We start from the raw sequence: 14,414 nt of genomic DNA, 5'->3' as shown, positions 1-14,414 counted from the left end.
ATCCGGGGACTCTTTTTTTTGTACTCATTTTCAGCCCGCACCCAAAGCCATACTTGTAACCACTCGCCTTGCAAACTTCGTAAAGTTGACTGCAACAGCAAATCTGCACTATTTTTGAACAGGTAGATACGACAGCATACTTTTGCAGCAGATGCTGCGTTGCATTAAAAATTAGATATATACTTTATGAATAGATTAGCATACCTCCCGATATGGGCAATAACCTTGTGTAGCCTGCTCCTTTTTAGCAGCTGCGAAGACAACGACGGCGTAATTTTTTCGATTCAGGATGACATCAGACTTGGACAACAGGTGTCGCAGCAGGTAGACTCTACGTACCGTGCCCAGGGCAAACTGCTGGAGCGAAACAGTACGAATGCTAAAACACAGCAGGCTTACCAGAGCCTGGATCGTATTGTGAACAGAGTTTTAAATTCGGGTCAGGTAAAGTATAGAACGGAATTCCCCTGGACGGTGAAGATCATAAAAGACGACAACACCCTGAATGCCTTTGCGACACCAGGAGGCCACATTTATGTTTTCTCTGGTTTGGTAAAGTACCTCGAAGACGAAGACCACTTTGCAGGTGTACTTGCCCACGAGATTGCCCATGCCGACAAGCGTCATAGCGTAAAGCAGTTGCAGCGCGATTACGGTATAGCCATACTGCTTTCAGTGGCCTTAGGCAACGATCCCGGTACACTGAAAACCATTGCCGCACAATTGGCCGGATCACTGGCTGGTTTACGCTTTAGCCGCGACGCTGAGACCGAGGCAGATAACACTTCAGTAGACTACCTGGCTGGTACCAACCATTATGCCTGCGATGGCGCAGCCGGCTTTTTTATCAAGATGCAGCAGGATGCACAGCAAAGCAGTCCACCGGAGTTTCTGAGCACACACCCTGATCCAGGAAACAGGATTCAGAACATTCAGCAACTTGCACAGCAAAAAGGCTGTAAAACAACCTCAGCGGCAGACACAGATTTTCAGCAGCTGAAAAATGCACTGAATTAACCCAATAAGAAATGCCTGCCCTACCAGCAGGCATTTTGTTTTACAAAGTATAACTATGAAAAAGATAAAAGAGAAACTAACTAAGTCGGTGCTTAAAGCCGAAGAGAAAATAGACTTCCTTACGTTTAAACTCAAAGACAAACTCTGGCAGAACAGGCCGCTGCACATTGTAACTTACCGCAGCTATGGCACGCCCGAGCGACTCTATGTAAAAGGTCGTGTGCTGGTAGACAAAGGCATACTGCAGTCTGAAGAAACCCATACTACCTGGGAGAACCTGTTGAACATGTACCGCCGCTTCGAAAGCGACGAAATACCCAACGCGCGTGTACAGTTAACCCTGCAAGGACAGCAGCACGAGATCACTACCAATGTGGAAGGCTACTTTGTACTAAACATTCGCCCTGAAGAGCCGCTAGAGTTAGAAGACATATGGCACCCTATTGAGTTGGAGTTAGTGGAGGCTCCGGTGAAGGGTTTCGAGCAAGGTATAAAGCAAACAGCTTATGTGTTAGTACCGCCGCCAGACGCAGAGTATGGCATCATCTCCGACATAGACGATACCATAGTGCGCACCGGAGCTACCAGCCTGCTGGAGACTGGTAGAAATGTTTTGCTGAACAATGCACATACACGCATCCCCTTCCATGGGGTATCGCAGTTTTACAAGTCGCTGCAGCTTGGCCGTAACGGCAAGCGCAACAACCCGTTTTTCTATGTCAGCAGCAGCCCCTGGAACAACTACGACCTGCTCTACCATTTCCTGGAGCTAAATGAAATTCCGCAGGGCCCTCTCCTGCTACGTGATTTCGGAATTGACGAAAGTAAATTAGGCCACTCTGATCATATGAGTCATAAGTATAAAGAAATAGAAAACATACTGATTACCTATCCTAAGCTCAACTTCGTACTTATCGGCGACAGCGGCCAACAGGATGCCGCCATTTATAGGGAGGTAGTTAAAAACCATCCGGGCCGCATTATGGCAATTTATATCCGGGATGTAGCGATCAAAAAGCACACGAAAAAAGTAGAGACAATATTTGATGAGTTGAAAGACGCAGGCGAAGTGGAAATGCTGCTGGTAAAAGACACTGCAGCCGCTGCAGAACATGCCGCGAAGTGCGGATATATCTTTACAGAACAGGTGAAAGAAGTTGAGCAAGAAGCCGAGGTAGACGAAGCCGGCGACGAGTAATATTTATTTACTAAATCATTTCCAAAGAGCCCCCGAAGTATAAGTTTATACTTCAGGGGCTCTTTTTTTATACTTGCAAGGCTGCCTGTTTAACTCTCCTGTTCACCATTTATTAACCTCTGATTCGATCAGCTGCATGGTCTGCAAGTATAAAACCGATCACTGTCTACAGATGGCAATAACTTCCTTTAACTGATGCATTAAGTGGGTTTATAGGTAGTCCGGCATTGTAGTAATCCCCTCTCATTAAAGGCAATAACAGCTTCTAATTCTCATTAACTTTTCGACAAGATCAAAAAAAATATAACATTACTTTGAAATGCAAAGTACTTTACATAAGATTGTAGTATCATTTGGCAAAGCATCAAAAGCATCTGCTTCAGATAGATAAAAAGCGGGTGAACATAACAGGTAGAATGGTGCGAAAGCCATTCTCTATTTCAATATGCGTTAGTTATGAAAGTAAAAATGATATTGCCTGCACTCGCAGAAGCCGAAAGCCCCTTTTGGAGACCGATCAAGTATTCCTTGTTTCCTCCACTTGGACTGGCTACCCTGGCTGCGTATCTATCTCCTGATGATGAAATTGACCTGCAGGACCAGCACGTAGAGGAGCTTAACCTGCAGGATACCCCAGACCTGGTACTCATACAGGTATACATCACCAATGCCTACAGGGCTTACCAGCTGGCAGACCACTACAGGAGCCGGGGCGCTTATGTTATACTTGGCGGACTTCACGTTACCTCGCTCCCTGATGAGGCTGCTCGTCATGCAGACACAATTTTTCTGGGACCAGGTGAAGAAACGTTTCCCCAGTTTCTGAAGGATTTCCGGAACAAGACGCCGCGCAAAGTGTACAGTTCTTCCATCAGAACCTTAAGTGTAATTCCGCCCATACGCCGTGACCTTATCAAGCGGGAACGCTACCTGGTGCCAAACTCTATTGTGGTATCCAGAGGTTGTCCGCACCATTGCAACTTCTGCTACAAAGACGCTTTTTTTGAAGGAGGCAAAACCTTTTATACCCAGGCAGTAGACGATGCACTTGCTGAAATTGACAGGCTGCCGGGCAGACATTTATACTTCCTGGACGATCACCTTTTGGGAAACGCAAAGTTTTCAGGTCAGCTGTTTAACGGGTTGAAAGGCATGAACCGCGTTTTCCAGGGAGCTGCTACGGTCGATTCTATTCTGCGGGGCAACCTGATTGAGAAGGCAGCGGAGGCAGGACTGCGTAGTTTGTTTGTAGGCTTCGAGACCTTTTCGCCTGCCAACCTGAAGCAAAGCAATAAAAAGCAGAACCTGGAAAAAGATTATATCCGAGCGGTAAATCGCTTGCACGACTTGGGCATTATGATCAACGGCAGCTTTGTGTTCGGACTCGACGATGATGATAAAGACGTGTTCAAAAGAACAGTAGAATGGGGTGTGAAGCATGCCATCACAACCTCCACCTACCATGTGCTTACGCCATACCCCGGCACACAGCTCTTTAAAGACATGGAAAGCCAGGGCCGCATACTTACCCGCAACTGGGACCTGTACGACACACGCCAGGTAGTATACAAAACCAAAAACCTGACGGCAGAAGAACTAAAGAATGGCTACGATTGGGCATACAAGGAATTCTACAGTTGGTCAAACATATTTAAGGCCAGCTTGAATCATACTTCGCACAAACACAAGCTGAAGCACTTCATGTATGCAGGCGGCTGGAAGAAATTTGAGCCTCTCTGGAATTTCCTGATCAAGACCAAGAACCTGAATAACATGCTGCCTGTGCTGGAGTCGATTCTCTCAAAGATAAAACCAGCTGGAGACGCTAGCACAGTAGTTGCAGAACCGTTGACTGAACCAGGTTTGGGAAGTATAACTAATGCTACTACAGTCGATACCACTTTCCTGCCACTGACAGTGTTAAGCCAGGATTCTTCGGCCAATAAATTCCCACTCCACGCAGAGAGAAGAAAAACTATCAAACAAAGGGCATCTGCAGAACTGCAGCCACTAATAGCACATTAATAATGAAACAGCTCTTCACCATCAAACTCTATCTTCTGGCTCTGCTGTCGGTCTTGATCTCTTCGGTAGCCCACGGGCAGGAAGTTACTAAAAAGCAGACACCAAATACGATTGAAGAACTCAGGATAGCTATACTCCAGGTTCTAGAGGAAACAGGTGCTCCCGCAGCCGGAATAGCCTTGGTAGACAAAAGAGGGCCCGTGTGGGTGGAAGGCCTTGGTATGGCTGATCGGGAAAAAGCCATACCCGCAAACGAAGAAACTATGTTCCGAATCGGGTCTTCATCCAAAATTTTTGTTGCGCTTGCCATATTAAAGCTGCAGGAACAGGGAAAGCTGAGCCTGAAGGATAAAGTCAGAGACCTGGTACCTGAGATAGAATTCACAAACCCTTGGGAAGCCACCAACCCTATACTTGTAGAGCACCTGCTGGAGCATACCACCGGATGGGATGACATTCATCTGCCAGAGATTACTCATAACGATCCTGGAACTACACTTAAAGAAGGACTTGATTTTCATCCCCATTCCCGGACTTCAAAATGGGTACCAGGCACCAGAATGGCCTATGCCAATTCTGGACCTGCAGTGGCCGCTTACATTGTAGAGAAGGTTTCTGGCCAAACCTATGAAGACTACATCCGGAAAAACTTCTTCGCTCCTATGGGTGCTGAAACAATGACCTATTTCCTTTCAGAGGATTATAAGCAGAAAGGAGCTACATTATACAAGGAAGGAAGACCAAACGATTACTGGCACCTGATCACACGTCCTTCGGGAGCTATTAATGCATCTCCAAAGGATATGGCTAAAATGCTTCAGCTTTTCATTAATCGCGGCAAGGCTAACGGTAATCAGCTGGTTTCTGAAAGTTCTTTGGAAAGAATGAAAAGCCCTTCAACTACTTCAGGTGCCAAGGCAGGCCTAAAGTATGGATATGGGCTGGGCCTTTATACTTCTGACTACAATGGTTATACTTACTACAAGCATGGCGGCAGTGTAGGTGCCGGGAAATCTGATTTCTCTTACCTGCCGGAATATGGTATAGGGTACTCTGTTCAAACCAACTCTGACAATACAGCAGCCATCCGAAAAATAGGAACCCTTATCCGGGAGTACCAGACAAGCCAGCTGCCAAGGCCAGTTGCAGCAGTTCCTACCATTTCAAAATCTGGAGTGATCATAAAACCTGTGACTGGTTATTACGAGCAGGTAAATCCTGTCAAGCAACTGCCTTTCAAGTTACCATCCTTACTGCCGGAAAGAATCTGGTCAGAGAGAGACACCATTTACAACCAGTTTCCTGCGCATTTTGGGCAAATCGTAAAATTTGTGCCTGTTGGCGAGGGTTTGTACCACAACCTAGAAACCGGCAGACCAGATTTCATTGTCGTTCATGATCCGCTTGAGGGCGAGGTTCTGGAACTGGCCGGCGTAGAAAGCGGAACAGTTACGCTTGCCCCGGTGAATGGAACCATCGTATTCGGCAGGATAGCCATGTTTATACTTTGGGCACTATTTATACTTCAGGCTTTTCTGTCCCTGCCCTTCTGGCTCTATCGCTTTTGGAAAGGTAAAATACCCGGTGGTGCTAATGTCCTGGTCAGGATTTGGCCTTTGATACCTGTTGGGTTTATCATGGTAGCTGCTGTGTTTCTTGCTTTTGGAGCTATGGAAGGGAAAATATACCTGGCGGACCCCAGCTTCATTTCCGTTTCAGTCATGTTGGCAACTATAGCGTTTTTTGCTGCTGCAGTTTTCGCTGTTGTGATGGCAATCCGCTACAGGAATAAAGGCATAAAAAAGGCTGTCTATATTCCTGCTACTTTCTTGTCTGTGCTGCACTTACTTGTTGCTTTATACTTTTTATGGTACGGCGTGATTGGGCTCAGGACATGGGCTTAGGTAAGGCATGTTCACCTAAACTTTCACAAACATTCTCTTCAAACAGAAAAAGATATGACACTAAAAATCACCAACATCTCCAAGACCTATTCAAACGGTGTACAAGCATTGAAGAATGTATCGCTTGATATTCCAAATGGCATGTATGGTCTTCTTGGCCCTAATGGGGCGGGCAAATCTACGCTGATGCGCATTCTAGCCACATTGCAGGACCCGGACAACGGAAGCATACAACTAGGCGATATAGACGTGCTGAACGAGAAGGACAAAGTACGCGAAACGCTGGGCTACCTGCCACAGGAATTCGGCGTTTACCCGAAGGCAAAGGCCGAGGACCTGCTCGATTACTTTGCCATACTTAAAGGTATAACCGAACGGCGGGCACGCAAAGAGGTAGTAGAGGCGCTGCTACGGCAGACAAATCTGTGGGATGTGCGCAAGCAAAAGCTTGGCGGCTTTTCGGGTGGTATGAAGCAGCGATTTGGTGTGGCGGTGGCACTGTTGGGTAACCCGAAGCTGATGATCGTGGACGAGCCTACTGCTGGCCTGGATCCTGCTGAGCGTGTGCGGTTCCTGAACCTGTTAAGCGAGTTAGGCGAGAACAGCGTGGTATTACTTTCCACGCATATTGTGGAGGATGTAAGTGAACTATGTACCCGCATGGCCATTATTAACCGGGGAGAGATATTGCTGGAGGCAGAACCGCTAAAAGCTGTGGAAGGGCTACAGGGGCGAATCTGGCGTAAAATAGTTGATAAGAGCATGCTTTCACTGGTGGAATATGAGCACAACGTTATCTCTACCAAGCTACTGAGCGGCCGTACCGTGGTGCATATCTACAGCGAAGAAGATCCTGGCAATGGTTTTGAGACAGTAGCCCCAGACCTGGAAGATGTATACTTTACCACCATGTCCGGCCATGTTGGAAACCTCAAACCAGAGACTGCCTTATGAGGTTCTGGGGCATCTTTAAGTATGAGTTCTCCTACCAGGTACAGCGCTTCTGGACTTGGCTGATCTTCTTTGCACTGATTGGATTTGGGTTTCTGTTTGTAAGGGTAAACTTTATTGCAGACGCACTTTACTCGGACTCTTTTGTAAACACACCGTTCTTCATCGCAGGTGCTACGGTGATGGGATGCCTGATCTGGTTGGGAATGTCTGCTGTAGTAGCCGGCGAAGCGGCCGCACGGGATGTGCAGACACGGATGCACCCCCTGACCTATACCGCCCCCATCAGTAAACTGGAGTACCTGGGAGGCCGTTTCTGTGCTGCGCTTGTACTTAATGCTTTCATCATATTTGCAGTGCAGTTGGGAATACTGTTGGGCTACTATGCACCAGGCGTAGACGCCGGTATACTTGGTCCTTTTCGTCCGGCAGCCTATCTCACAGCCTATGCCATCATCGCGTTACCAAACGCCATCATAGCTACAGCCATTCAGTTCTCACTGGCTGTGCGTAGCGGCAAGGCCATGGCAAGTTATCTCGGAAGCTTTCTCCTTGTTTTCATGGGTTTCTTTGTGGCTGGCGCACTGCTTTGGAAACGTAGTTTAGGCACGTTACTAGATCCAATTGGCATTCGATTTATTGTAGAGGACCTGGCGCATTTATGGACAACGGTGGAGCAAAGCACACGCCTGATTGGGCTGGAAGGCAACATACTTATAAACCGTCTGCTTTGGCTCGGCATAGCGCTTGTGGCACTCTTTGTTACCTACTTCGGATTTCGCTTCGTCCACCGTACCGAGAGTAACTGGTTTAACCGTATTCTACGGCGAAAGAAGATGTATTCTCCTTCACCTACCAGAGTGGGTGTTATAGACAGCACGCCGGTATCTGTTCCACATATAAACCGCACCTTCGGATTTACCATGCATGTGCGCAAAACACTCGCCTTCACCTGGGATTCCTTCCGGACAATTGCAACAAGTTGGGCCGGGCTCGCCATGCTGTTGGCTGTTCCGCTCCTGACGGTTCTTATTGTAGCTGATCAAATGGTATCCGGCGGCATGCCACTGGTACCTATAACTGCTCGTGTCATTAGTGTGCTAACTGCCCCGCTGTCTGCTGAACTGAGCCGCTGGGTAATTATTCCGCTCTTACTCATTTATTTCGCGGGTGAACTGGTTTGGCGGGAACGGGAGGCTAGACTGGGCGAGATTACAGACACTATGCCGGGTTCTGAATGGCCCCCACTCCTGGGCAAGTTCTTGGGGCTAGGCTTCGTACTAGTTGTATTTACATTACTCCAAATGGGAGCCGGAATACTGGCTCAGGTGCTGATGGGCTATCAGCATTTTGAAATCTGGCTATACATTAAAATACTTTTCGGACTTCAGCTTCCGGAATACCTTTTATTTGCCATGCTAGCTTTAGTGGTGCATGTGCTGGTAGATCAGAAGTATGTTGGTTACCTGGTAGCAATCATCACCTACGTGTTTATCGCGCTCTCCACCATGTTCGGAGTTGAGCACAACATGCTGGTTTACGGAGCTGGACCGGCCTGGTCTTATACCGATATGGGTGGCTTTGGCTCATCTATAGCGCCGTGGCTATGGTTTAAGGCCTACTGGGCGGCATGGGCGCTGCTATTGGCAATAGTTGCAAGGCTACTGTGGGTGCGTGGCAAGGAAAGTAACATAAGAGTGCGCTTGCAGTGGGCAAAACAACGCTTCACACGCTCCACCGCCTGGACAGCCGCGGTGGCAGGAGCACTTCTCTTTACATTAGGTGGCTTCATCTTCTACAATACCAATGTGCTGAACAACTATCGAACTGCTGCTGAGATTAATAAACAGCGTGCAGAGTATGAGCGTCGTTATGCAAAGTATGGCAGTATAGCGCAGCCTCAGTTGGCAGCTACCACCCTGCATGTGGAGATCTACCCTAATTTGCAGGCCGCAGATATTACCGGCACCTATCGCCTCGTAAACCGCAGCACCAAAGCAATAGATGCTATACATGTGGCTACCGTTCCCAGAGTTAAGACCAAAGCGGTAACCTTTGATCGTGCTGCGACTAGTGTGCTTAATGACGAGGAGCTTGGCTATTGGATCTATAAACTTGAGAAACCACTTCAACCCGGAGATTCAGTGCAATTAAAATTCCAGGTGCAGGTGGCGCAACAGGGATTTCGTGAGAGCGGAGCTGACGCGCCGGTAGTGGCAAACGGCACCTACTTCTCAAACGAATGGCTGCCTGCTATTGGCTACCAAAAATCTCGTGAGCTTATAAGTGCAAGTGACCGAAGAGAACAAGGGCTCAAACCGCGCCCGATGATCGCATCACTATATGACCAAAAAGCCAGAAAGGGTAGTAGCGGGGGAATAGCATTTGAAGCAGTGGTAGGTACTGCGAAAGACCAGGTTGCTGTTGCTCCGGGTGCACTGCGCCGGACATGGCAGAAAGGTAACCGTCGCTACTTCCTTTACGCCACTGATGCCCCCATTGGAAATGAACTCTACTTCTTCTCCGCTAAGTATAAAGTGCACGAAGCACAGTGGAAAAACCTTGACGGAAAGGGGCACCCTGTAACAATTCGTGTATACCATCATCCGGAGCACACAACGCACCTGGAGGGTATGGTTCGGAGCATTAAAGCCTCCCTAGACTATTATACTAAAGAATTCGGTCCATACCGGCACAAGCACGTCAGCTTTGTAGAATATCCCGGCAACGGAGACGGTGCGGGCATACATGCTGAACCGGGCCTGCTCTTTTACGAAGAAGGATTCACTTTCCTGAAACCAGAAGATCCGGAGAGCTTCGATTTTCCTTTTGCGGTGGTAGCACACGAGATGGCCCACCAGTGGACTGTTCCTTATGCCAACGTGGAGGGAGCGCCGGTAATGTCTGAAAGTATAGCCTGGTACTACGCCATGAAAGCCGTTGAGAACGCTCTCGGCCCAGCGCAGCTTCGGCAGTTAATAAATTTCATGAGGGAGTCGCATGTGCGAGCGGAAATCCGCCGTGGAGAACCGTTGCTCCGGGGCCTGGACCCTTATATGTCTTACCGCAAGGGACCTTTCGCACTTTATACTATGAGTGAGTATGTGGGTGCCGAAAAAGTAAACCATGCACTGCGCCAACTGCTCGAGAAGCACCGCACCACAGGAGCTCCTCCGGCAACAACACTTGATTTGTATCGGGAGCTACGGACAGTTACGCCTGACTCGCTGCAGTACCTGTTGCACGACCTATTTGAGGTGAACACCTATTGGGATCTGGAAACTAAACAAGCTACGGCAGAGCAGACCGAAACAGGCCAATGGCAGGTAACTCTTGAAGTAAAAGCGCGAAAAGAAGTATTTGACAGCGCAGGTGTTGAAACGGAAATCCCGATGGAGGATTGGGTAATGGTTGGCGTGCTTGAGGAGGGTAAAAGTATACATGAACCGCTCTACCTTAAAATGCACCGCATCCGCTCCGGCGAACAAACAATCAAGGTTACTGTGCCTCGCAAACCCGCACGTGCTGGTCTTGATTTAACCAACCTGCTCATCGACTCGAAACCAGAAAACAATACAATAGAAGTTAAGGTGAATCAGACAGGCAAATCAGCAAAAATTATAAGTAAGAATGCTAAACAGCAAAAGGAGGTAATACTATGAAATTCTGGAAGATTTTCAGCTTTGAGTTCAGCTATCAGCTACGCACCGTTTCTACCTGGATCTTCCTGGGGATAGCCTTTCTGTTTCCTTTATTTTTTTCCGCGATCGGCCAGTCTTCAGATGAGGCTGTTTTCCTGAATGCCCCCTCCTTTCTCATATTTATAACTGTGTTTGCAAGTGTGATCTGGCTTATCACGTCGGGAGCAATAGCCGGACATGCAGGCACGCGGGATATACAGACGAAGATGCACCCGCTCACTTTTACTTTGCCTGTAAGCAAAGCAAAGTATCTGGGAGGACGGTTTTTGGCTGCTTTCCTGCTCAATGCCCTGATACACCTGTCAATACCTATCGCATTTTTCCTGAGCTTTCATATTCGTACGGTGGATCCCGGGCAGTTGGGTCCTTTCCGGCCGGAAGCATTTCTGACAACTTACTTTTACCTCTCTCTGCCGCTTGCATTTGTGGCTACGGCATGTCAGTTTGCAGGTGCGGTACTCGAACGAAGCGCTATTGTGGCCTACATCGCAAGTATACTTCTCTTCCCGATCGCTTTCCCGCTTATCGGAACAGTAGCAGCAAAACTGGCCGGCAACTGGGAGCTCGTAAAACTTATCGATCCGGTGGGATTCAGTATCGCAGGCACACTGGATACCTGGACACCCTTCGAAAAAAACAATAGAGTTATCGAACTGGAGGGAATGTTTCTTTGGAACCGCTTTATGTGGCTTTCAATAGCGTTGGCTTTACTTGCATTCACTTATTACCGCTTCCAACTTGCTCACCCTATAGCGAGTACCTGGTGGAGTCGTTTGAGACGAAAACGCAGCAAGCATACTCCTGCACCTGCCCTTTCAAGAGTCGTAGAGCACCTTAAAGTTTCTGTTCCGCAGGTTAACAGAAACTTCGGTTTCACAGCACAGGTACGCCAGACATTAGCCATCGCCTGGTCATCTTTCGGTACGATAGTAAGAAGTAAGGCTGGGTTAATTGCCGTTGGGCTTTTAGCGGTGCAGATGATCGTATTTGCATTTGAGTATTTGGAGTTCCGGGGTGTTCCGCAGTATCCCACTACCATTAACCTTCTAGTAATGTTAACGGCTTCGCTGAGGGATTTTCAGACACCGCTGATCATCATCCCAATGCTGATTGCCTTTTATGCCGGTGAGCTGGTCTGGAGGGAAAGAGAGGCTGGCTTGAACAGGATCTCAGATACAATGCCCGTCTCAGAATGGAGCCTATATCTGGGCAAGTTCTTTGGGCTTGCGCTTATTATCTTGGTATGGCTGGGCTTCCTAATGGTGGCCGGAATAGTGATTCCAGTAACAATGGGATACACTAACGCAGATACAGTGGTGTTGGTGAAGGCATTGTTTGGTATTCAGTTTACCAACTACCTGCTCTTCGCCCTGCTTGCACTGTCTGTGCACGTACTGGTAAACCAGAAGTATGTGGGGCATGTGGTCATTATTATGCTTTATTTGTCCATGGTGTTTGCAGCAAAAATCGGAATAGAGCACAACCTGCTTATTTATGCTTCTGACCCAGGTTGGTCATATACCGATATGCGCGGCTTCGGCCCATACTTAGGGCCATGGCTGTGGTTCAAAATTTACTGGGTTGGCTGGGCAATTCTACTCGCAGTTGTAGCAAGGTTGTTATGGGTACGGAGCATGTCAGATGACCTCAGGATGCGTATGCAACTCACACGCCATCGCTTTACCCGCACTACCGCCCTTACTACTGCAGTGGCAGTGGGTGTTATACTTTTCTCTGGTACTTATATTTTCTATAATACCAATGTGCTGAACAACTATACAACTGCCTCTGAAAGAACAGAACTAGTTGCCCAGTACGAACTGAAATATGGTAAGTATAAGCATATCCCACAACCGCTGCTGAGAGGTACTAAGCTACAGGTCGAGATATACCCTGCCGAAAGGAAAGCCGATATTCAGGGCACCTATACGCTCGTGAATAAAAGCACCTTACCCATAGACACCGTACATCTTGCCACAATAGAAGCAGTTAAAACGGGTGCAATCAAATTCGACCGTCCGTTCAAACGTATTCTGGTAGATGAAGAGCTAGGGCACAGCATCTATACTTTAAACCAACCGCTTCAGCCCGGCGACTCCCTCCGTCTCAGCTTTGATGTTCAGTATCATGTAAAGGGCTTTCCTCATAAGGGAATAGATGCGTCCGTAATCCAGAATGGCACCTACTTTATCAACTATGACCTGTTGCCTGCCATCGGTTACCAGGCCATGCGCGAGCTCAGAGGTAACGGGGAGAGAAAGAAGTATGGGCTGGGCCCGTGGGCTATTCCATCTCTTTATAATTCTGCTAACATTAACCGGGTTATGCCAGGGCAGGAACTCATCAACTTCGAAGCGGTGGTGAGTACAGCCAAAGGGCAGGTAGCGATTGGGCCAGGAACGCTGCTTAAAAAATGGACAGAGAAAGGGCGCAGCTACTTCCATTATACAACCAGTGCTCCTATCCGCAACAACTACTCCTTCTTCTCTGCGAAGTATGCCACCCATAAAGCAACCTGGAAAAACCCTGCATCGGGCCAAACCATTGCTATAAGGCTATACTATCACCCAGAACACGGGGAGCACATAGGCCGGATGGTGAAAAGTATAAAAGACTCTTTCGCTTACTACACGAAAAAGTATGGCCCCTACCCCTACAGCCACATCACGATTGTGGAGCGATCTGGCTATGCGAGTGAATTAAATGCCGAACCCACTACTGTAGATTACGGGGAATCCTTTACCTTCTCAAGCCTGAAGGATAACCCGTGGGCCCTGGACCTGATTTACTTCCCAATAGCACATGAAGTAGCGCACCAATGGTGGGGAGCCGCTCAGCTTTTACCGGCCCATGTGGAGGGTGGCATTGTGGTTTCCGAAACGCTTGCCAATTACTCCTCGCTGCAGCTAGTGGAAGAAACCTATGGAAAGGAACATGCAAAGAAGCTCCTGGACATGTGGCGCAAATCGTATGAGGTACCCCGGTCTCGGGCAACGGCTCCTTTGCTGCAAGCTGCCGACGCTTTTATTGGCTACCGGAAAGGCCCGCTTGCCTTACACGCTCTAACAGAATACATAGGCAAAGACCCCGTGAATGATGCCCTTCGCAAATTGATCGAAAAGTATGGTTCTGGAAAGCCTCCCTATGCAACCTCACTTGATCTTTACCGCGAACTGAAGGCTGCTACACCGGACTCACTGCAGTACCTGTTGCAGGACTACTTTGAGAAGAACGTTTACTGGCAGCTTAAAACAGAGCAAGCGGATGCAAAGCAGCTCGATAAAAATACCTGGCAGGTAACGCTTAAGGTGCACGCGCAGAAAGTGGTGGTTGACAGCACAGGTGCTGAAAACCCAGTACCGATGAATGACTGGGTGGAAATTGGCATCTTCGCTCCCTGGCAGAAAGATAAAAAATCTGATAAGCCGCTTTACCTGCGGAAACACCGCATCCGTTCTGGCAAGCAGACAATTACCATAAATGTTGCCGGAAAACCAGCCCGTGCTGGCATCGATCCGAACTTTCTGTTAATAGACCTGAACTTAGATAATAACACCAAGAACGTGAAGATGGAGGGCGATAACAAAGAAGAGTTTGAGCTAATCTGAGTTTTTAGCT

Annotated in this window: 7 protein-coding genes; all 7 read left to right on the top strand. The window is 48.1% G+C overall.

The genetic code is table 11. From position 1 onward, the window contains the following. Positions 1-186 precede the first annotated feature (186 nt). On the top strand, positions 187-1,017 hold the full coding sequence (locus H8S84_RS01315; RefSeq protein WP_187065472.1) for a M48 family metalloprotease: 831 nt from the start codon (positions 187-189) through the stop codon (positions 1,015-1,017). 55 nt (positions 1,018-1,072) lie between these two features. Next, positions 1,073-2,215: an App1 family protein gene (locus H8S84_RS01310; protein ID WP_187065471.1), complete on the top strand. Its 1,143-nt coding sequence runs from the start codon at positions 1,073-1,075 to the stop codon at positions 2,213-2,215. 456 nt (positions 2,216-2,671) lie between these two features. Beyond that, positions 2,672-4,240: a B12-binding domain-containing radical SAM protein gene (locus tag H8S84_RS01305; RefSeq protein WP_230407012.1), complete on the top strand. Its 1,569-nt coding sequence runs from the start codon at positions 2,672-2,674 to the stop codon at positions 4,238-4,240. Positions 4,241-4,242: 2 nt separating this feature from the next. Continuing rightward, positions 4,243-6,144 carry a serine hydrolase domain-containing protein gene (locus H8S84_RS01300; RefSeq protein ID WP_187065470.1) on the top strand — a complete coding sequence of 634 codons (1,902 nt, stop codon included), beginning with the start codon at positions 4,243-4,245 and terminating at the stop codon, positions 6,142-6,144. 54 nt (positions 6,145-6,198) lie between these two features. Next, positions 6,199-7,098 (top strand): ABC transporter ATP-binding protein, encoded by a 900-nt coding sequence (locus H8S84_RS01295; RefSeq protein ID WP_187065469.1) that lies wholly within the window; start codon positions 6,199-6,201, stop codon positions 7,096-7,098. Next, positions 7,095-10,757 (top strand): ABC transporter permease/M1 family aminopeptidase, encoded by a 3,663-nt coding sequence (locus tag H8S84_RS01290; protein WP_187065468.1) that lies wholly within the window; start codon positions 7,095-7,097, stop codon positions 10,755-10,757. The genes H8S84_RS01295 and H8S84_RS01290 overlap by 4 nt, the downstream gene beginning before the upstream one ends. Next, a complete protein-coding gene (locus tag H8S84_RS01285; protein WP_187065467.1) occupies positions 10,754-14,404 on the top strand; it encodes an ABC transporter permease/M1 family aminopeptidase in 3,651 nt (1,216 codons plus the stop codon). The genes H8S84_RS01290 and H8S84_RS01285 overlap by 4 nt, the downstream gene beginning before the upstream one ends. Positions 14,405-14,414: the final 10 nt, after the last annotated feature.

It is taken from the genome of Pontibacter cellulosilyticus, from assembly GCF_014306105.1.
Lineage (GTDB): Bacteria > Bacteroidota > Bacteroidia > Cytophagales > Hymenobacteraceae > Pontibacter > Pontibacter cellulosilyticus.
Note: the sequence above shows the minus strand (reverse complement) of the source record. Positions and strands in the feature narration are given on the sequence as shown.

What these genes read in the sequence shown, in the direction of transcription:
- H8S84_RS01315 (WP_187065472.1), top strand. Translation starts at nt 187, where the DNA reads ATGAATAGATTAGCATACCTCCCGATATGGGCAATAACCTTGTGTAGC.
- H8S84_RS01310 (WP_187065471.1), top strand. Translation starts at nt 1,073, where the DNA reads ATGAAAAAGATAAAAGAGAAACTAACTAAGTCGGTGCTTAAAGCCGAA.
- H8S84_RS01305 (WP_230407012.1), top strand. Translation starts at nt 2,672, where the DNA reads ATGAAAGTAAAAATGATATTGCCTGCACTCGCAGAAGCCGAAAGCCCC.
- H8S84_RS01300 (WP_187065470.1), top strand. Translation starts at nt 4,243, where the DNA reads ATGAAACAGCTCTTCACCATCAAACTCTATCTTCTGGCTCTGCTGTCG.
- H8S84_RS01295 (WP_187065469.1), top strand. Translation starts at nt 6,199, where the DNA reads ATGACACTAAAAATCACCAACATCTCCAAGACCTATTCAAACGGTGTA.
- H8S84_RS01290 (WP_187065468.1), top strand. Translation starts at nt 7,095, where the DNA reads ATGAGGTTCTGGGGCATCTTTAAGTATGAGTTCTCCTACCAGGTACAG.
- H8S84_RS01285 (WP_187065467.1), top strand. Translation starts at nt 10,754, where the DNA reads ATGAAATTCTGGAAGATTTTCAGCTTTGAGTTCAGCTATCAGCTACGC.